Annotated in this window: 19 protein-coding genes; 10 read left to right on the top strand and 9 right to left on the bottom strand. The window is 67.3% G+C overall.

The annotated features are described in order from the left end of the window. Positions 1–12: 12 nt before the first annotated feature. Genes AC5P7A_RS11230 through AC5P7A_RS11215 form a run of 4 tightly spaced genes read right to left on the bottom strand, consistent with a single transcriptional unit; the run spans position 13 to position 3,145 of the window. On the bottom strand, positions 13–798 hold the full coding sequence (locus AC5P7A_RS11230; protein ID WP_032962225.1) for a YaiO family outer membrane beta-barrel protein: 786 nt from the start codon (positions 796–798) through the stop codon (positions 13–15). 4 nt (positions 799–802) lie between these two features. Then, positions 803–1,408 (bottom strand): LbetaH domain-containing protein, encoded by a 606-nt coding sequence (locus AC5P7A_RS11225; RefSeq protein ID WP_032962223.1) that lies wholly within the window; start codon positions 1,406–1,408, stop codon positions 803–805. Beyond that, on the bottom strand, positions 1,395–2,534 hold the full coding sequence (locus AC5P7A_RS11220) for a glycosyltransferase family 2 protein (RefSeq protein ID WP_495220139.1): 1,140 nt from the start codon (positions 2,532–2,534) through the stop codon (positions 1,395–1,397). The genes AC5P7A_RS11225 and AC5P7A_RS11220 overlap by 14 nt, the downstream gene beginning before the upstream one ends. Then, entirely contained in the window at positions 2,534–3,145 is a 612-nt protein-coding gene (locus AC5P7A_RS11215; protein WP_014645552.1) for a PIG-L deacetylase family protein, read from the bottom strand. Before AC5P7A_RS11215 ends, AC5P7A_RS11220 begins: the two co-directional genes overlap by 1 nt. A 166-nt stretch (positions 3,146–3,311) precedes the next feature. On the opposite strand from AC5P7A_RS11215, the gene AC5P7A_RS11210 reads away from it, so the two are divergent. Together AC5P7A_RS11210 and AC5P7A_RS11205 are read left to right on the top strand one after the other, a co-directional pair. Then, positions 3,312–3,899 (top strand): class I SAM-dependent methyltransferase, encoded by a 588-nt coding sequence (locus tag AC5P7A_RS11210; protein WP_049441784.1) that lies wholly within the window; start codon positions 3,312–3,314, stop codon positions 3,897–3,899. 85 nt (positions 3,900–3,984) lie between these two features. Next, a complete protein-coding gene (locus AC5P7A_RS11205; protein ID WP_014645554.1) occupies positions 3,985–4,728 on the top strand; it encodes a pseudouridine synthase in 744 nt (247 codons plus the stop codon). 70 nt (positions 4,729–4,798) lie between these two features. On the opposite strand, the gene AC5P7A_RS11200 is transcribed toward AC5P7A_RS11205, so the two are convergent. Then, positions 4,799–5,347 carry a DUF2059 domain-containing protein gene (locus AC5P7A_RS11200; protein WP_401730180.1) on the bottom strand — a complete coding sequence of 183 codons (549 nt, stop codon included), beginning with the start codon at positions 5,345–5,347 and terminating at the stop codon, positions 4,799–4,801. 113 nt (positions 5,348–5,460) lie between these two features. Between AC5P7A_RS11200 and arfB the strand changes: the two genes are divergently transcribed. The 3 genes from arfB (at position 5,461) to dcp (ending at position 8,766) form a co-directional block, all read left to right on the top strand. Beyond that, positions 5,461–5,892 (top strand): alternative ribosome rescue aminoacyl-tRNA hydrolase ArfB, encoded by a 432-nt coding sequence (gene arfB, locus AC5P7A_RS11195; RefSeq protein WP_005420755.1) that lies wholly within the window; start codon positions 5,461–5,463, stop codon positions 5,890–5,892. A 4-nt stretch (positions 5,893–5,896) separates the two neighbouring features. Then, the gene (locus tag AC5P7A_RS11190) at positions 5,897–6,499 is read left to right on the top strand and encodes a lysophospholipid acyltransferase family protein (RefSeq protein ID WP_014645556.1); all 603 of its coding nucleotides are present in this window, start codon (positions 5,897–5,899) and stop codon (positions 6,497–6,499) included. 110 nt (positions 6,500–6,609) lie between these two features. Beyond that, complete coding sequence (gene dcp, locus AC5P7A_RS11185; RefSeq protein WP_049405170.1) at positions 6,610–8,766, top strand: peptidyl-dipeptidase Dcp; 2,157 nt, start codon at positions 6,610–6,612, stop codon at positions 8,764–8,766. 146 nt (positions 8,767–8,912) lie between these two features. Here the strand turns inward: dcp and AC5P7A_RS11180 are convergent, their stop codons facing one another. Continuing rightward, on the bottom strand, positions 8,913–9,359 hold the full coding sequence (locus tag AC5P7A_RS11180) for a 3-dehydroquinate dehydratase (protein WP_004153636.1): 447 nt from the start codon (positions 9,357–9,359) through the stop codon (positions 8,913–8,915). Between the two features lie 3 nt (positions 9,360–9,362). Next, positions 9,363–9,764: a hypothetical protein gene (locus AC5P7A_RS11175; RefSeq protein ID WP_049441787.1), complete on the bottom strand. Its 402-nt coding sequence runs from the start codon at positions 9,762–9,764 to the stop codon at positions 9,363–9,365. 275 nt (positions 9,765–10,039) lie between these two features. On the opposite strand from AC5P7A_RS11175, the gene lepB reads away from it, so the two are divergent. After that, positions 10,040–10,666 (top strand): signal peptidase I, encoded by a 627-nt coding sequence (gene lepB / locus AC5P7A_RS11170; protein ID WP_014645559.1) that lies wholly within the window; start codon positions 10,040–10,042, stop codon positions 10,664–10,666. A gap of 123 nt (positions 10,667–10,789) precedes the next feature. Further along, positions 10,790–12,046, top strand: coding sequence for an MFS transporter (locus AC5P7A_RS11165; RefSeq protein WP_495220138.1), 1,257 nt, complete (start codon positions 10,790–10,792; stop codon positions 12,044–12,046). Positions 12,047–12,164: 118 nt separating this feature from the next. Here AC5P7A_RS11165 and AC5P7A_RS11160 read toward each other — a convergent pair whose 3' ends face one another. Next, entirely contained in the window at positions 12,165–13,073 is a 909-nt protein-coding gene (locus tag AC5P7A_RS11160; RefSeq protein WP_014645561.1) for a LysR family transcriptional regulator, read from the bottom strand. Positions 13,074–13,290: 217 nt separating this feature from the next. After that, on the bottom strand, positions 13,291–14,259 hold the full coding sequence (locus tag AC5P7A_RS11155) for a LysR family transcriptional regulator (protein ID WP_495220137.1): 969 nt from the start codon (positions 14,257–14,259) through the stop codon (positions 13,291–13,293). 110 nt (positions 14,260–14,369) lie between these two features. Between AC5P7A_RS11155 and aceB the strand changes: the two genes are divergently transcribed. The 3 genes from aceB to AC5P7A_RS11140 all read left to right on the top strand — a co-directional run bounded on the left by aceB (position 14,370) and on the right by AC5P7A_RS11140 (position 18,831). Next, complete coding sequence (aceB, locus tag AC5P7A_RS11150; protein WP_262225355.1) at positions 14,370–15,992, top strand: malate synthase A; 1,623 nt, start codon at positions 14,370–14,372, stop codon at positions 15,990–15,992. Positions 15,993–16,056: 64 nt separating this feature from the next. Next, positions 16,057–17,358 carry an isocitrate lyase gene (gene aceA / locus AC5P7A_RS11145; protein WP_019337654.1) on the top strand — a complete coding sequence of 434 codons (1,302 nt, stop codon included), beginning with the start codon at positions 16,057–16,059 and terminating at the stop codon, positions 17,356–17,358. Between the two features lie 432 nt (positions 17,359–17,790). Beyond that, entirely contained in the window at positions 17,791–18,831 is a 1,041-nt protein-coding gene (locus AC5P7A_RS11140) for a GGDEF domain-containing protein (protein WP_046427986.1), read from the top strand. The last annotated feature ends 13 nt before the right edge of the window (positions 18,832–18,844 follow it).

Raw genomic sequence — 18,844 nt, 5'->3', positions numbered from 1 at the left:
CCGGCCACGGCTCTACCAGTGGTAGCCCAGGCCCAGGTGCGACTGCACGCTCTGGAAGCGGTCCAGGCGCGTCCTGTGCCAGGTCTTGCCAATGCCCATGTCCAGCACCAGATGCTCCCCCAGCGGCTGGCTGCGGCGCAGGAAGGCACGACGTGCATCGTGTTCGCGCAGCAGCAGCGGATCGGAATCGGCGGTGTAGCCGGACGTACCGCTGCCCAGCCACAGCTGGGTCGAACCACCGCCCTGCGCATCCTTCAGGCGCAGTGACAGCGTGGTGCCATGGCCGTCGGGCCCATTGGACTGGCGATGCCGCTCGTGGCGCAGTGAGGTGGTCACGCGCGGGAAGTAGTGCGAGGCACCTACCGACCAGCCACTCACGTATGCGCCGGCATGGTACTGGGCGTACTTGCCGCCCACGCTCAGCACGGTCTGCGGTGCCACCTTCCACTGGAAGTCCTGGTTGAGCTGGCGGTTGACGAATACCGGGTCATCGTTGGAGGCGGTGAAGGCGGTGCGGGTCGAAAAGCGTTGACTCCAGCGCTGGTGCAGGGAGCCCTGCACCCGATTGCCGCTGAAGCGCTTGCTGCCGTAGTCGCGTTCACCATGGGCCAGGCCCAGATGCCAGCGGCTGTCACCGCTGCGACCGGCCACATCCACGGTCTGTACGTCGCGCTTGCCAAAGCCATCGGTGTAGTCGGCATGATCCAGCTGCACCGAGACCCGGTCGATGCCGGCATGGGCGCTGGACACAGCCAGCAGCAGGGCGCACGGTAGTGCGCCACGGATGATCAATCGCATGGGGTTACTCCAGGGGTTGGGAATGCAGCGACTGCAGCAGCCGGTAGCGACCGGGCGGCAGGTTTCGTTCCACGGTGATGCGCGGGCCGAACTGGCTGCCCGGGGCGACGATGCGACCGGGCAGGATGATCACGCCGACGCCCAGCGCGGCACCTTCGCCGATCCAGGCGCCGAGCTTGTCGCGCTGGCTGTCGATGACGGTGTCGCCGATGTGGACGGTGACCGTTGCGCCATCCAGGCGATGGTTGCTGGTACGCACCAGCGCGCCCAGGTAGGCACGGGCGTCGACGCGGCTGTCGGCGATGAAGCACTGCGGGCCGATGCAGGCGCCGTCGCCGATCAGTGCGTTCTTCAGTTCACTGGCAAAGCCGATGCGCACACCGTCACCGATGTGCAGCGGACCGCGCAGCAGTGCGTTGTTGCCGATCAGGCAGTCGCGGCCGATCGATACCGGCCCGTGCAGCTGGGCGCCGTCGCAGATGCGGCTGCCAGCGCCGATCCGTACCTCGCCCCGCACGATCGCACGCGGCGAAACCTGGGCGCTGGAATCGACGTGGGGTGGCAGCGTCGATAGCGCGTCGGCCATGGCGGCGAGGTCATTCCACCACATGCGGATACCTGGTCGGCTTGTCGCGTGCCGGCTCGCGGCCGGTAAACAGCCCGGCCACGCCATGCATCAGCCAGATCGCATAGGCGAGCAGCACGTACAGCATCGAGAACGCGGCGGCAGGGACCAGCGACGCGCGGCGGTGGTGGATCGCACTGATCACCGCCAGCAACATGACGATGCCGATCCAGAACAACGGCATCACCGACAGGGCGAGGCCACCCGGCCCATGCAGCTGGGCCGCACCGAACCAGACCTGCAGCGTCAGCACGATGCCGGCAAGGGCAAGCAGCATCATCGGCAGGATGCTGAACACGCCGAAGCGGGTCAGCAGCAGGCCGCGATGCAGGCGCATGCATACCGCATAGCCGACGATCCAGCGTCGCCAGCGCCGCCATTCCTCCACCAGCGTGTTGCATTCCTGCGGGTAGACCACGCAGCGCACGCTCTGGCGGACACGGTAGCCCTGCGCGACCAGCGACCAGGACATATCCAGGTCTTCGACGCGGGTGCGGTCGGAGAAACCGACCTTGCGCAGCACCGAGGTGCGGAACAGGCCACACGAGCCGGAGACGATGAACGGTGCGCCGCCCAGCCACTGCTGGAAGCTGCGCTTGATGACGATCATCGGCAGCTTCAGGCTGGCGCGCACATGCGGCAGGAAGCCGGCACCCTGCAGGCTGGACGAGGGTACGCCACCGACCGCATCGGCACCGCGCTCGATCTCGTCCAGCAGGTGGCCCAGGCCATGGCCGCGCGGATCGATGTGGGTGTCGGCGTCGGTCAGGAACACCTGCTCGGCGGTGGCGTGCCGCAGGCCATGCATCAGCGCGCCGCCCTTGCCGGTGTTGGCCTGGTGCACGGCCACGAGGCGCCCGGGCCAGCGCACCTGCAGCGCATCGAGTACCTGGGCGGTGTTGTCGGTCGAACCGTCGTTCACGCAGATCACCCGTGCCACGTAGGGGTTCTGCAGCAGGCCGGTCAACGAGCGCTCCAGGCACGGCGCTTCGTTGTAGGCCGGCACGATCGCATCGATGCTGTACAGGCGCGTGCTGGGGCGACGCGAGGCCTGCACGCACACACGCACCAGGATGAAGGCACACATGGCCAGGAACAGCAGCGTTTTCATCACAGCACCAGCCGGTAGGGCACGAAGCCCTCACTGGGGCCGATGCCGATCTGCTGGCCGCGGAACTGCGCGTGACAGCGCAGGTGGTCCTCCTGCATGTAGTGGCGATCGCCCTGGCTGGCATGCTCGCGCAACGCATGGATCTTCAGGTCCAGTTGTGCGCTGATGTCCTCGAACACCTGCGGTGCGAACTGCGGCAGGGTGCTGGGGCTCTCGTAGCAGAGGATCTGCGGGATGCTGCGGCAGGCGATGATTGACGCTTCATGGACGGTGCGATGGTCCTGGTGGTGGTCTTCGCCGCACATCGTGTAGACGCGATGCGGTGCGATCTGCGCGCAGGCCTGCTCGATCACCGCGACGATGTCGTTGCGGCAGGCAGGAAAGCGCGTATCCGGGAAATCCTGCTGGATCACCTCGGTCACACCCAGGCGGCGCAACGCGCGGTGGGATTCGTCGCTGCGGTCGATGCCGGCATGGCAGCCACGGCCACCACGGCTGAGCACCAGCGCATGGATGCGTGCACCGTCGCGGGCCAGCTTGGCCAGGCTGCCGCCGCAACCGAGTTCGATGTCGTCGGGGTGGGCGCCGATTGCCAGAATGTCGAGAACCATGGCCGTGTCCTTGCGGAAACCAATGAGGGCCGCGGGCCGGTGGACCATCCCGCGTGAAGAAGGCGGGAACTATCGCAACCTCATCGGAGTACAGGCTTAAGAGAAGTACGAAATGTGGCCGGACAGGCCACAATGCTCACCCTTGCTGTGGCAAATGAAAGAAGCAATGACGATGCAGCTTTCGGAATTGAAGAACGAACTGGCACGCTTCGGTGCTGAAAACGACGCGCATGAAACCGAGCGCGCTCGGCGCATGCTCAACATCACGCCGGACACCGGTGAATTCCTGTCGGTGCTGGTGCGTTTCGGCAATGCGCGCCGGGTGCTGGAGATCGGCACCTCCAACGGTTACTCCACGCTGTGGATTGCCGAAGCCGCAGCCGCCATCGACGGCCACGTGACGACGCTGGAATACGCCGGAGACAAGGTGGCGATGGCGCGTGACACCTTCGCGCGCAGTGGCCTTGCCGATCGCATCACGCTGGTCCACGGCGATGCCGGGCAGTGGCTGGCACAGGCCGCCGATGCCAGCATTGACCTGCTGTTCCTCGATTCGGACCGCGAACAGTACGCCGGCTGGTGGCCGCAGCTGCGCCGTGTGCTGCGGCGGGGCGGCCTGCTGGTGGTGGACAACGCCACCTCGCACGCCGCGCAGATGGAACCGTTGCGCGCGTTGCTGGATGCCGATCCGGACTTCGGCACCAGCCTGGTGCCGGTGGGCAACGGCGAGCTTCTGGCCGTGCGCAACGCTTGACCGCCGCGCCACCAACCCGGGGTCAGATCCCTTTTCCGCAGGAAAAGGGATCTGACCCCGATCAGGGCGCCCGTATAATCCTGCGGTGAGCACCGAACCTGACACCCTCGCCGCGGTCGAGACCGAAACCGCGCCCCTGCAGCTGCTGCACCTGGACGAGCGCCTGGCCGTGGTCAACAAGCCCGCCGGGCTGATGGTCCACGACAGCAAGCTGGCCCGCGGCGAAGATGATTTCCTGGCCGACCGCCTGCGCGAGCAGCTGGGCCGCCCGATCTTCCTCGTGCACCGCCTGGACCGGGCCACCAGCGGCTGCCTGCTGCTGGCCTTCGACCGCGAGACCGCCAGTGCGCTGGGCAAGGCGTTGATGGGGGGTGAAGTGGCCAAGGACTACCTGACGGTCTGCCGGGGCTGGCCGGCCGAGCTGTCCTGGCGGGTGGACCATGACCTGGATGGCGGCCCGGGCAAGCCGGTGAAGAAGCCGGCGGTCACCGACTTCCAGCGCCTGGCCACCGGCGAGCTGTCGGTGCCGGTGGGTGAGTTCAGCAGTTCGCGCTACGCGCTGCTGCGCTGCCAGCCGCAGACCGGGCGCTTCCGGCAGATCCGCCGGCACCTCAAGCACCTGTCGCACCACATGATCGGCGACACCAGCCACGGCGATGGCCGCCACAACCGCATCTTCCGCATGCAGGGCGTGCACCGCATGCTGCTGCACGCCGAGCGCCTGCGCTTCCCGCACCCGGACGGTGGCAGCGTGGATGTCAGTGCGCCGCTGGATCGCGAGTTCCAGAAGGCGCTGGACCTGTTCGGCTGGCAGGTGGACGACGCCTGATGCTGCTGCGGTAAGCCGAGCGTGGGCTCGGCTCTACAGCCAGCGGCCGGGCGTGGCCCGGCGCACCCCGTTATTTCTTTTCCGGCTCGTTGACGATCGCTTCCAGGTCCTTCTGCAGATCCGCGAACAGCGGCTGCATGCGCGCCTGGATCGCCACCATCACGTTCTGCATCAGCGCCGGGGTCTTGTCCAGCAGGCTCTGGCCGGCCGCGCTCTCGTAGAACTCGGCCATTGCCAGCACGTCTTCCTTGCTGAAGGTCTTCTTGTACAGGTCCACGTACATGGGCCGCAGCTGTTGCCACGACATCGCCTGGCGCAGGGTCTGGCTGGTCCGGGCCTGGATCCGCTTCAGCTGTTCCTGCTGCTGGGCGGTGAGCTGGCGCTGCGCGGCCACCTGCTGGAACTGCTGCTGCTGCATGGCTTCGATCTGCGGCACCATGGTGTCGATCATGCTCTGCGCGCGCGAGGCCGACAGCAGGCGGTTGATGTCGCCGTCGGTCGGCGGGGCGGCCAGGGCCGGAACGCTGGCCACGGCCAGCGCCAGCAGCAGGGCGGCGCGGCGCAGCAGGGACGGCAGGGCGGGTGTGGAGCGGGTCATGCGGGGCTTCCTGCGGTACATGGGACCGCCAGCATACCCGCAGCCCAGGCGAAGGCGGCGTGTTCGGTGCCTGATCGGCGGCATACGGGGCGCGATGGCGTACTTCACCACGTGCCTGCCGCTACAATGCGCGGATGGGCAGTGGACCGGTCACCATCAGCGCGCAGCTTGAAATCCCCGACGGCGAGATCGTCGAGCGGTTCGTGCGCGCCAGTGGCGCCGGCGGCCAGAACGTCAACAAGGTGTCCACCGCGGTGGAACTGCGTTTCGACGTGGCCAACTCGCCCTCGTTGCCCGAACCGTTGCGCGCGCGCCTGCTGGCGCGGCGTGATCGGCGCATGACCGGCGAAGGCGTGCTGGTCATCGACGCGCAACGATTCCGCACCCAGGATCGCAATCGCGAGGATGCGCGCGAGCGGCTGGCGGCCTTCATCCAGGCCGGGCTGAGCGTGCCCAAACCGCGCAAGGCCACCAAGCCGACCCTCGGGTCGAAACTGCGTCGTCTGGACGCCAAACGCGGGCGCGCGCAGATCAAGCGCGGGCGCTCATCACGTGACTGGGAGTGATTGCTTGAACAACCCGACTTCGTTGCTGCCGGCCGTGCCGCCGCAGATGCCGCAGGTCAAACCCAACGCCTTCCTGCGCTGGCTGGCGCGCTGCACCCTGCGCATGGGCGGCTGGAAGGTGACCGGCACCCTGCCGGACATCCCCAGGCTGGTCTTCATCATCGCCCCGCATTCGTCCAACTGGGACGGCCTGTGGGGCATGGCGGCGAAGATCGCGCTGGGCATGAAGGTGAAGGTGCTGGGCAAGGCCTCGCTGTTCTGGTGGCCGCTGGGCCCGCTGCTGCACAAGCTGGGCGTGATCCCGCTCGATCGCAGCTCGCCGCAGGGCACCGTCGGCCAGGCCGTGGACCTGCTGCGCAACAACGAGAAGATGTGGTTCGCCATCACGCCCGAGGGCACCCGCAAGGCCGTGAAGGACTGGAAGGCCGGCTTCCTGAAGATTGCCCGGATGGCTGACGTACCGATCCTGACCGCGTATTTCCACTATCCGGAAAAGACCATCGGCATCGGTCCGCTGTTCACCCCGAGCGGCGACGATGTGGCCGACATGGCTGCCATCCGCGAGTTCTACCGGCCCTGGATCGGCAAGACCCGCGGCACGGTCTGAGCCGGTTGCAGGCCGCCGCATAGACGCCACGTCCGGCACATGCCGGGCGAGCGCGACAGGAGTAGGGTGGAGGGCTGGTATCCATACCGTCTGCCCAAGGAGCGTTTTACATGTCGCGTACCGTAGTCCTGGCCGCCGCCATCAGCCTGGCGCTGGCGGCCTGTTCCGGCAAGGAGTCCACCCCCGTGTCCGATGCCCAGAAGACCCCGGCCCAGCAGCCGGCCGAAGCCTCCACCAATCCGCTGCTGAGCGCGAGCACGCTGCCGTTCCAGGCACCGCCGTTCGACAAGATCAAGGACAGCGACTACCTGCCGGCGTTCGAAGAAGGCATGCGCCAGCACCTGGCCGACGTGCGCAGGATCGCCGACAGCAGCGAGCCGGCCACCTTCGACAACACCATCGTGGCGATGGAGCGCAGCGGCGAGACCCTGACCCGCGTGTCGCGCATCTTCTTCGGCCTGGTCCAGGCCGATACCAACGACGCACGCCAGAAGATCCAGGAAGAAGTGGCGCCGAAGCTGGCCGCGCACCAGGACGAGATCAACCTCGATCCGAAGCTGTTCGCGCGCGTGAAGTCGCTGTACGACCAGCGTGACACGCTGGAGCTGGACCCGGTGCAGAAGCGCCTGGTCGAGCACTACTACGATGGCCTGGTGCGCGCCGGTGCGCAGCTGTCCGACGCCGACAAGGCGAGCCTGCGCAAGCTCAACGTGGAAGAGACCACGCTCTCCACCCAGTTCCATACCCGCCTGGTGGCCGCCACCGCCGCTGCGGCCGTCGTCGTCGACGACAAGGCCAAGCTGGCCGGCCTGGACGAGGGCGCTATCAACAACGCTGCCGCCGCCGCCAAGGACCGCAAGCTGGATGGCAAGTTCCTGCTGCCGCTGCAGAACACCACCCAGCAGCCGGTGCTCGGCTCGCTGAGCGACCGCGACCAGCGCGCCGCCGTGCTGAAGGCCTCGGAAACCCGCGCCGAGCGTGGCGATGCCAACGACACCCGGCAGACCGTGCAGCGCCTGGCCCAGCTGCGTGCGCAGAAGGCCAAGCTGCTCGGCTTCGACACCTTCGCCGACTACCAGCTGGGCGACCAGATGGCCAAGACCCCGGCCGCCGCGCTCAAGCTGCTGACCGATACCGTGCCGGCCGCCACTGCCAAGGCGCGTGCCGAAGCCGGCGAGATCCAGAAGGTCATCGACGCGCAGAAGGGCGGATTCCAGGTCGCCGCTTCGGACTGGGACTTCTACGCCGAGCAGGTGCGCAAGGCCAAGTACGATCTGGACGAGTCGCAGATCAAGCCGTACTTCGAACTGGACAACGTGCTGCAGAACGGCGTCTTCTACGCCGCCACCCAGCTGTACGGCATCACCTTCAAGCCGCGCACCGACATTCCGACCTACAACCCGGACATGAAGGTGTACGAAGTGTTCGACAAGGACGGCACCTCGCTGGCGCTGTTCTACACCGACTACTTCAAGCGTGACAGCAAGTCCGGTGGCGCCTGGATGGACGTGTTCGTCGAACAGGACGGCCTGACCGGTGCCAAGCCGGTGGTCTACAACGTCTGCAACTTCACCAAGCCGGCCGCCGGCCAGCCTGCGCTGATCAGCTTCGACGACGTCACCACCATGTTCCATGAGTTCGGCCATGCGCTGCACGGCATGTTCTCGAACGTGAAGTACCCGTCGATCGCCGGCACCGCGACCTCGCGCGACTTCGTCGAGTTCCCGTCGCAGTTCAACGAGCACTGGGCGCTGGACCCGAAGGTGTTCGCCAACTACGCCAAGCACTACAAGACCGGCGAGGCGATGCCGCAGGAGCTGGTCGACAAGATCCTCAAGGCACGCAGCTTCAACCAGGGCTACGCGACGACCGAGTACCTGTCGGCCGCGCTGCTGGACCTGGCCTGGCACACGCAGAAGGCCGACGCGCCGCTGCAGGATGTCGGCGCCTTTGAAGCCAGCGCGCTGAAGAAGTTCAAGGTCGACCTGCCGCAGGTGCCGCCGCGTTACCGCACCACCTACTTCGACCACATCTGGGGTGGTGGCTACTCGGCCGGTTACTACGCCTACTTCTGGGCCGAAGTGCTCGACCACGATGCCTACCAGTGGTTCACCGAGCACGGTGGCCTGACGGCGGCCAATGGCCAGGAGTTCCGCGACAAGATCCTCTCGCGCGGCAACAGCGTGGAGCTGTCGACCCTGTACCGCGATTTCCGCGGCAAGGACCCGTCGGTGGAACCGCTGCTGAAGTTCCGCGGGCTGAAATAAGAAAGCGAAAACGGCGGGGGCAACCCCGCCGTTTTTCTTTCTGTAGCGTCGAGCCATGCTCGACGTTCTTCTGTAGAGCCGAGCCCACGCTCGGCTGATGGTTCCTGGAAAGGCAGCCGAGCATGGGCTCGGCTCTACAAGCAGCGTTACGTTCCCACGTGCACCCGGTTGGCCTGCTCGGCCAGGCCCAGGTGATCCAGCGCGATATCCAGCGCCAGCACGTAACTCTGCGCGCCGTAGCCGGCGGCGATGCCCAGGCGCTGGCCAACACCGGCCGGCAGGCACGGTTCGGCCACTGCGCCGTCGTCATGCACTTCCACATAGGCGTTGTGCAGGTACGGCAGCAGGCGCTGCAGGCGCAGGCTGTTGGCACACGCGCCTGGGTCGAGCAGGGTCACCTCGCCGCGGCTGTGGTCGGCCACGCGCAGGGCGTCCAGCAGTTCCTGTTCCGAACCACAGGCACGGATCGCCACGCTGGTGCCGGCGTCGATCGCACGATGCACCAGTGACTTCAGGACCGGTGCCGGCAGCGGCATCGCGGTGCGGATCAGGGCGCCGGCCGCTTCCGGGCCACGGATGATGAAGATCGACATGGCTCAGCCCTCCTGTGCCAGGCGGCGGCCGACAATGGCCAGCGACAACGGGTAGCCGGCCTGCTGGCTGCGCTGGTCGACCACCACGGCGGCGGGACCGTGCTGCAGGCGCAGGCGCGCATCCAGCCCTGGCTCGCTGGGGGCCTGCAGTTCGATGTACTGCGCCGGCAGCCGTTCCAGCGCCGCCTGCAGCGCGCCACCTTCGGCCTGCCATTGCGCCTCGTCAGCGGTACCGACATCCAGCAGTACCCAGTCGGCCGAGCGCGCCTGCGGCTGGCACAGGCACTGGCGTACCTCGGACAGGCTGGCGCAGTCGCTGCACAGCACGCGATGGCCGGCCAGCTGCGTCGGCAGTTGGGGACGCGGTGCCGACGAAGAGGCGTGGCGGATCACCAGGAGGGTCATACAACACCTTGCGGAATGCGCCCTGCGGCGCGGTGGGCACACGATGCGCGTGCCGCCCGTAAAGGTGCGATGCCCGCGGCCGGTCCCGCGCGTAAAACCTGCGTAACCCTTCCTGTAGAGCCGAGCCTGCGCTCGGCCGCTCTGCGCCCCAGTCGGGCAACCTCGACGCTGCAAGGAACAAGCCGAGCGTGGGCTCGGCTCTACCGGATCGCGTCGCGGGAACCTCTCCCGCCTGGATGTGGTCTGATGCAGCTACCACCTACCCGGAGCCTGTCATGGATGCTGCTGCCCGTCCTCCCTTGTCCGAACGCGCGCTGGTCTGGCTGAAGAAGGAAGCATTGCCGCTGCTGGTGATGCTCGGCCTGCTCGCCGCCGCCCGCGATACCCTCGCCAACCACTACGTGGTGCCGAGTGGCTCGATGCAGCCGACCCTGCAGCCGGGCGACCGGGTGGTGGTGGACATGCGCGCCTACGGCCTGCGCCTGCCGTTCACCGGCAAGGAACTGATGGCCACCGGCGTCCCGCAGCGCGGTGAAGTGGCGGTGTTCGATTCACCGGCCGACGGCACCCGCCTGATCAAGCGCGTGGCGGCGGTGGCCGGTGACCACGTGCAGATGCGCGAGGGCCATCTGAGCATCAACGGCCAGCCGCTGCAGATCGCCGATCTGCAGGACGTGGAAGCCTTCGGCGAGCGCCGTGCCCGCCTCGACCTGGACATGGGCGGCGGTCCGGACATCGCCGATCTGGTGGTGCCGGCCGGCAAGGTGCTGGTGCTGGGTGACCACCGCGGCAACAGCTTCGACGGCCGCTTCTTCGGCTTCGTCGACGCCGACAAGGTCTACGGCCGTGCGGTGGCGGTGTACTACCGCCGCGGCGACGGTTTCGAGTGGCAGCGCCTGTAAGCTGAATTGATACTTCTTGGGTATCAATCCTGACTTATCAGGTTATGGATCGACTGGATCGACAGGCCTAGTCTGAGGCCCGTTCCCTCCCATGCCCGGCCGCCCCACCGGCCCTTCGATCCCATGACTGGCGAAACCGCGGCGGCCGTCGAGCGCCGCCCCCCCACTGTCGATCCCATCGCCGAGACCCGCATCCAGCAGGGCACGCCGGCCTTCCGCCGCACCGCGCTGGCACTGTTCCTGGCCGGCTTCTCCACCTTCGGCCTGCTGTACACCGTGCAGCCGCTGCTGCCCGAGTTCAGCCGCCACTTCGGCGTGTCCGCCGCAGGCAGCGCGATGTCGTTGTCGCTGACCACCGGCACGCTGGCGGTGGCGATGCTGTTGGCCGGCCTGCTGTCCGATGCGGTCGGCCGTCGCCCGTTGATGATCGTTGCGCTGTTGGCGTCGGCCATGCTGTCGCTGAGCACGGCGCTGGTGGACGACTGGACCACGCTGCTGGTGCTGCGCACCCTGCTTGGCCTGGCGCTGAGCGGCGTGCCGGCAGTGGCGATGACCTACCTGGTCGAGGAGATGGACAGCCGCGCGCTGGGCCTGGCGATGGGCCTGTACATCGGCGGCAACGCCATCGGTGGCATGAGCGGGCGCCTGCTGGCCGGCATCATCGCCGATCACTGGGGCTGGCGCTGGGGCATCGGCGTGGTCTCGATCATCGCCGTGGCCAGCACCGTGCTGCTGTGGCTGCAGCTGCCGCCGTCGCGCCATTTCAGCGCGCGACGCGATGGCCTGCGCGAGTTGCCGTCGCGCTGGCGCACGCTGTTCGCCGACCGGGGCCTGCCGTGGCTGTTCGCCACCTCGTTCGTGCTGATGGGCGTGTTCGTCACCCTCTACAACTACCTGGGCTATCACTTGCTGGCGCCGCCGTACCACCTCAGCCAGACCGTGGTCGGGCTGATCTTCAGCGCGTACCTGGTGGGCACCTTCAGTTCGGCGTGGATGGGCCAGCAGGCTACGCGGTACGGGCGCGGCCGCATCCTGTCGATCTCGTTCGCGCTGATCGGCGCCGGCATCGCGCTGCTGGCGATGCCGTGGCTGAGCACGATGGCACTGGGCATCGCGCTGGTGACCTTCGGCTTCTTCGGTGGCCACTCGGTGGCCAGCAGCTGGGTCGGCAGCCGTGCCGGTACGATGCGCGCGGAAGCGTCGGCGCTGTACCTGTTCGCCTACTACCTGGGCTCCAGCGTGCTGGGCGGGGTGGGTGGCCTGGCCTACGCGGCCTGGGACTGGCTGGGCGTGTGCGCGTTCGCTGCCGTGCTGACCCTGATCGGGGGCGGCATCGTCTGGGCGCTGCAGCAGCGCGCGCCGCAGCCGGTCACGGCCTGACGCCAGCCTCGCGTTCCGCACGGGCGCGGCGTTGCTCTGGTAGATGCCGACCTTGGTCGGCGCTCTGGCACGGCAGCCAACCAAGGTTGGCGTCTACCAAACCTAGGTGGGTGGCACTTCACCCTTCGGCGAACGCCCCGCGCAACAGCCCGGCGAAGTTGCGGATCAGCGGCGTCACCCCCTCGCGGTGCCATGCCAGCTGCACCTCCGAATGCGCACCGGCATCGGCCAGCGCCACGAAGCGCGCGCCTTCCACGCGGATGTGATCGCAGGACGAGGGCAGGATCGCCGCACCCAGGCCTGCAGCCGCAAGACTGATCAATGTCGATGCCTCACCGGCTTCCTGCACGATGCGCGGCGTGAACCCGGCGGCCGCGCACAGCGCGATCATGTGATCATGGATGCCCGCGCCCGCGCTGCGGCGAAATGCCACGAACGGCTCCTGCGCGAAGTCGCGTAGCGACAACGTGCCCTGCTTCGACAGCCTGCGCAGGGCAGGGTGGTCGGCATGCACGATCAACGCCAGTGGATCGACGAACAGGCTGTGCGCCACCAGCTCCGGCGGCAATGCGCGCTTGCGGATGATGCCCACGTCCAGTGAACCGTCGAGCAGCGCATCGATCTGCTGCAGCGTGTTCATTTCGCTCAGCTGCAGCCGCACCTGTGGGTACTGCTGGCGGTAGCGCAGGATCGAACGCGGAATCTGCGGCGACAGCGGCGTGGCCCGGGTCAGGCCGATACGCAGTTCGCCCTGCTCGCCGCGCTGCGCGCGCTGTACCTCGTCCACCGCGGTTTCCACCTGCTGCACGATGGCCCGTGCGCGCTCCTGCAGCAGCTCACCCGCGGGCGTCAGCTGCACACGACGATGGCTGCGCACGAACAGGCGCGCCCCGATCAGGTCTTCCAGCTGGCGGATCTGCTGGCTGAGCGGCGGTTGCGACATGCCCAGCCGCTCCGCCGCCTGGCCGAAGTGCAGCGTATCGGCAACGGCGAGGAAGTAACGCAGGTGGCGGAGTTCGATGGACATGCGCCCAGTCTATGCATCGCCAGCCACAAATGGGGTCAGATCCGTTTTCCTGCGGAAAACGGATCTGACCCCGGTCACCCGTCATCCACGCATGGCGTGGATCTACCGTGTCGACCAAGGTCGACACCCACCCACACCGCCCCGCCATCTACGGATAGCAGGCTTTTGCTGTTGCTTTGGCTTCAGCAGGTGCAGGGCGCAGCCCTGCCGAACACCCTCACCGCTCCGAATGCCCGCTCTGGTCGTAATCGCGCGGACTGAACAACTCCGGCTGGATCAGCTCGATGAACGCGCGCGCCTGCGCCGACAGCGCCTTGCCCCGGCGCACGATCACCCCGTAACTGCGCTCGGGGAACCAGCGCTTCATCGACCGCGCCGCCAACCGCTCGCGGTCGGCCTCGTTCAGGCACAGCGCCGGCACGATGGAAATGCCCATGCCCATCGCCACGTACTGCTTGATCACCTCCCAGCCGCCCACTTCCAGTGCCACGGTGTAGGCGATGCGGTGGCCCTGGAACACCTGGTCAACCAGCCGGTAGGTGATCTGCCGCTTCGGCGGCAGCACCAGCGGATAGCGCGCGATGTCAGCCAGCTCCAGCTCGCCGCCACTGGCCAGCGGATGGTCGTGCGGCGCGATCAGCACCTGCTCGAAGCGGTAGGCCGGGGCGTAGGTCAGGTCGGCCGGTACATCGGTCATCGAACCGATCGCCAGGTCGGCGGCGTCCTCGCGCAGCAGGTCGGTGCCATCGGCGCTGATCGCGTTGTGCAGGGTCAGGCGCACGTCCGGGTGGTGCAGGCGGAAGCGCTCGACGATCTTCGGCAGCAGGTACAGGATGGTCGAGCTGTTGGCGGCGATGTTCAGCTCGCCCGCGTCCAGGCCGCGCACCTTGTCGCGGAAGCGCGCCTCCAGCCCGTCCAGGTTCTCCACCAGCGGCTGCGCCATCTCGTACAGCAGCTGGCCCTCGCGGCTGGGTACCAGGCGGCGCCCACTGCGCTCGAACAACGGCACCCCCAGTTCCCGTTCCAGGGCCTGCAACTGCAGGCTGATGGCCGGCTGGCTGACGAAAAGTGCCTCAGCCGCCCGTGAGACCGAGCCCAGGCGCACCGTCTGGCAGAACGCACGCAATGGCTTCAGCCGGTCGGATTTGTAGGAAAAACGCGGACTTGGCGGGGTGCGTGTGCTCATCGTGTCACGAGTATTAGCACAACTTATGTAGAACATTGCAAAAACTGTTTTGCCAAATACTCCGGCCCAGCGGCACCGTGGAGACGTTCCCCCACCGCTGGAGTCGCCCCATGTCCGCCGTCGCTTCCGCTGTTCCCACCCCTGCCAGCAAGGCTACCCCCGGCATCGCCCTGGCGACCCGCGTGGCCGGCCAGGACACCGTGCTGCCGGCGCCGCTGCTGGCCCTGCTGGTGTCGCTGCACCGTGCGGTGGAACCGGGCCGGCAGGCACGGCTGCAGGCGCGCCGCGAGCGCCAGGCGTTCTTCGACCAGGGCGGCCTGCCGGACTTCCGCGAGGACACCGCTGCGATCCGTAGCGGCGACTGGCGCGTTGCGCCGCTGCCGGCCGCGCTGCAGGACCGCCGCGTCGAGATCACCGGCCCGACCGATCCGAAGATGGTCATCAACGCGCTGAACTCCGGCGCCAAGGTGTTCATGGCCGACTTCGAGGATTCGACCTCGCCGACCTGGCGCAACCTGCTGGCCGGGCAGCAGTCGCTGGCCGCCGCGGTGCGTGGCGATCTCGACTACACCGCCCCCAATGGCAAGCACTACACGCTGCGCCCGTATGACGAGCAGGCGGTGCTGATCGTGCGCCCGCGTGGCTGGCACCTGGACGAAAAGCACGTGCGCATCGATGGCCAGTTCATCGCCGGCGGCCTGTTCGACGCGGCGGTGTTCGCCTTCCACAACGCCCGCGCCCTGCAGGCGAAGGACCGCGGCCCGTACTTCTACCTGCCCAAGCTGCAGAGCATGGAAGAGGCGGCGCTGTGGGAAACCGCGCTGTCGCACATCGAAGGCATGCTCGGCCTGCCGCACGGCCAGATCAAGGTAACCGTGCTGATCGAAACGCTGCCGGCGGTGTTCGAGATGGATGAGATCCTGCACGCGCTGCGTGACCGCATCGTCGGCCTGAACTGTGGGCGCTGGGACTACATCTTCTCGTACCTGAAGACCTTCCGGCGCCACGCCGACCGCGTGCTGCCCGAGCGCGGCCAGGTGACCATGACCCAGCCGTTCCTGAAGGCCTATTCGGAACTGCTGATCCAGACCTGCCATCGCCGTGGTGCACATGCGATGGGTGGCATGGCCGCGCAGATTCCGATCAACAACGATGCCGCCGCCAACGAACAGGCGATGGCCCGCGTGCGCGCTGACAAGCTGCGCGAAGTGACCGCCGGCCACGACGGCACCTGGGTCGCGCATCCGGCGCTGATTCCGGTGGCGATGGCGATCTTCGACGAACACATGCCCGGTGCGAACCAGCACAGCGTGCTGCGCCAGGATGTGTGCGTCGGCCGCGACGAACTGATCGCACGGCCGCCCGGCACCATCACCCGCGCCGGCTTCGAAGGCAACGTGGAAGTCTGCGTGCGCTACCTGGCGGCATGGCTGGATGGCAACGGCTGCGTGCCGATCCACCACCTGATGGAGGACGCGGCCACCGCCGAGATCAGCCGCAGCCAGTTGTGGCAGTGGCTGCATACGCCGGGCCAGCAGCTGGACGATGGCACCGCCATCGACCTGGCACTGCTGGATGCCACGCTGGCACAGCTGCCGGCACGGCTGGGTGACACCGCCACGCTGCCCGGTGGCGCACGCATCGGCGAGGCCATCGCCCTGCTCGGCGAACTGAGCCGCAGCGACGAACTGACCGATTTCCTGACCCTGCCGGCCTACGCGCGCATCGACTGATCGCCGCCCGCGATTCCCGGCGTTTCCCTCCCCGCTGCACGCACGAACCGAACTGGAGAAAGACATGAGCAAGCTGCCCACTGCCGAACAGATCCAGCACGACTGGGATACCAACCCGCGCTGGGAAGGCATCCAGCGCAACTACAGTGCCGCCGACGTGGTGCGCCTGCGCGGCACCGTCCACATCGAGCATTCGCTGGCCCGCCTGGGTGCGGAGAAGCTGTGGGCATCGCTGCATGAGCGCGAGTTCGTCAACGCGCTGGGTGCATTGACCGGCAACCAGGCCATGCAGCAGGTCAAGGCGGGCCTGAAGGCGATCTACCTGTCCGGTTGGCAGGTGGCGGCCGACGCCAACCTGGCCGGGCAGATGTATCCGGACCAGTCGCTGTACCCGGCCGATTCGGTGCCGGCAGTGGTCAAGCGCATCAACAACACGCTGCTGCGCGCCGACCAGCTGCACCACGCCGAAGGCAAGGACGACATCGACTTCCTGCAGCCGATCGTCGCCGATGCGGAGGCCGGTTTCGGTGGCGTGCTCAATGCGTTCGAGCTGATGAAGGCGATGATCGAGGCCGGTGCCGCCGGCGTGCATTTCGAAGACCAGTTGGCGTCGGTGAAGAAGTGCGGGCACATGGGCGGCAAGGTGCTGGTGCCGACCCGCGAGGCGATCGAGAAGCTCAATGCCGCGCGGCTGGCCGCCGATGTGCTGGGTGTGCCGACCCTGCTGGTGGCGCGCACCGATGCCGAAGCGGCTGATCTGCTGACCAGCGACATCGACGGCAACGACAAGCCGTTCACCACCGGCGAGCGCACCGTCGAAGGCTTCTACAAGACCCGCAACGGCCTGGACCAGGCGATCAGCCGTGGCCTGGCCTACGCGCCCTACGCCGACCTGGTGTGGTGCGAGACCGGCAAGCCGGACCTGGAATTCGCACGCAGGTTCGCCGAGGCGATCCATGCGAAGTTCCCGGGCAAGCTGCTGGCCTACAACTGCTCGCCCAGCTTCAACTGGAAGAAGAACCTGGACGACGCCACCATTGCGAAGTTCCAGCGCGAACTGGGCAGCTACGGCTACAAGTTCCAGTTCATCACCCTGGCCGGGTTCCATGCGTTGAACTACGGCATGTTCAATCTGGCCCACGGCTACGCACGCCGCCAGATGAGCGCGTTCGTCGAGTTGCAGGAAGCCGAGTTCGAAGCGGCCGAGCGCGGCTTCACTGCGGTCAAGCACCAGCGCGAGGTCGGTACCGGCTACTTCGATGCGGTGACCCAGGCGATCCAGCAGGGCCAGTCGTCGACCACCGCGCTGACCGGCTCGACCGAGGAAGAACAGTTCCATGGCGGGCGCAGCGAACGCGCGGCGTGATGCGGCGCGCCGCGTGATCCGGTGGTGCCGGCCGCTGGCCGGCAACCCATCGATGTTTCCGAAGCCCATGCAGTTGCCGGCCAGCGGCCGGCACTACCGGGCTCCGGGTGATCAGGGTGGCCAGGGAAGGGCCAGACAACGCCGGCCGGTCGGGGGACCTGCCGGCGTTGTTGTATCGATGCAAGGGCGCAGCACGCGCGGAGCGTCAATCAGGCGCACCCCGGTGCCGGCAACTTGGCCGAAACCCTGTGAAACCCGGCATCGGATTGATCCAGCAGGAGTTTTGCCCGGACACCCGTGACCAGAACGGGCCATCACCGATCTTCACATCAATCAAGATCGGCAGAAGGGTCAAAATGAGATAGGGCGCACACTTTAAAGCGGTGCTATGCTCCGCGGCTCACCAGGGGACGCTGGCGGCGGGTGCAGGGAATGACCGGCAGGGGTGCGGCCGAGAACAGTGATGTGACGACAGGTATCGCCCGGGTGGCGATGGCCGAGATCGTGCACGCTCTGTTGTCCGATGCCGAGGTGGCATTGTTCGCCAGATTCGCCCGCGCATGCAAGCTCCGTGCCGGACAGTGGCTGTTCCAGCGTGGCCACCGCGGCGAGCGCATGTATGTGATCCTCGAAGGCCAGATCGAACTGGACTTCGGCGAGGACCTAGTGATCAAGACGCTCGGGCAGCACGAGTTCTTCGGAGAACTGGGCCTGTTGGTCGGCGACCACCTGCGCAGCGCCAGTGCGCGCGCGCTGGTCGACTGCGATGTGCTGGAGCTGGGCCCGGCCGATTTCCATCGGCTGGTCGAATCCGATCCCGGCCTGGTGGCCTATTTCCTGCGCCGCACGATCATGCGCGTGCTGGCCAACGAACAGGCACTGATCGCACAGCTGCGCCGGCGCAACCACGATCTGGAAACCGCGCTGGACAATCTGTACATCACTACCCATCAGTTGACCCACACCCGTGAGCTGGTGCGTACCGATGAACTGACCGGGCTGCACAACCGGCGAGGCCTCACCCTGTACCTGCAGGAGTGCCGCGAGCGGGCCGAGGGGCCGCCGCAGGCGCTGCTGCTGATCGATTGCGACCGCTTCAAGCAGATCAACGACCGCCACGGCCACCAGGCCGGCGACCGCGTGCTGCAGAGCATGGGCAACATCCTGCGCTCGATGGCCGGCGAGCAGGACCTGGCCTGCCGGCTTGGTGGCGATGAGTTCTGCCTGATCCTGCGCCGTGGCAACCGCGAGATCGTGCAGCACGCGGCCGAGTTCATCATCAGTGCGGTGCATGGTCTGCTCGAGCGCAGCCATGGCACGCCGCATGTGAGCCTGGTCAGCATCGGCGCCTGCCTGCTGGCGCCGGAGGCAGGCTGGAGCGAGTGGTATGCCTGCGCGGATCGTGCGCTGTACCAGGCCAAGCGCGATGGCGGCAACTGCCTGCGCTGGGCGGATGATCCGGACGGCCAATAGGGAGAGGCAGGCG

Source organism: Stenotrophomonas sp. YJH_SMC_65, assembly GCF_059369475.1.
This window is presented reverse-complemented; position numbering and strand designations above follow the sequence as displayed.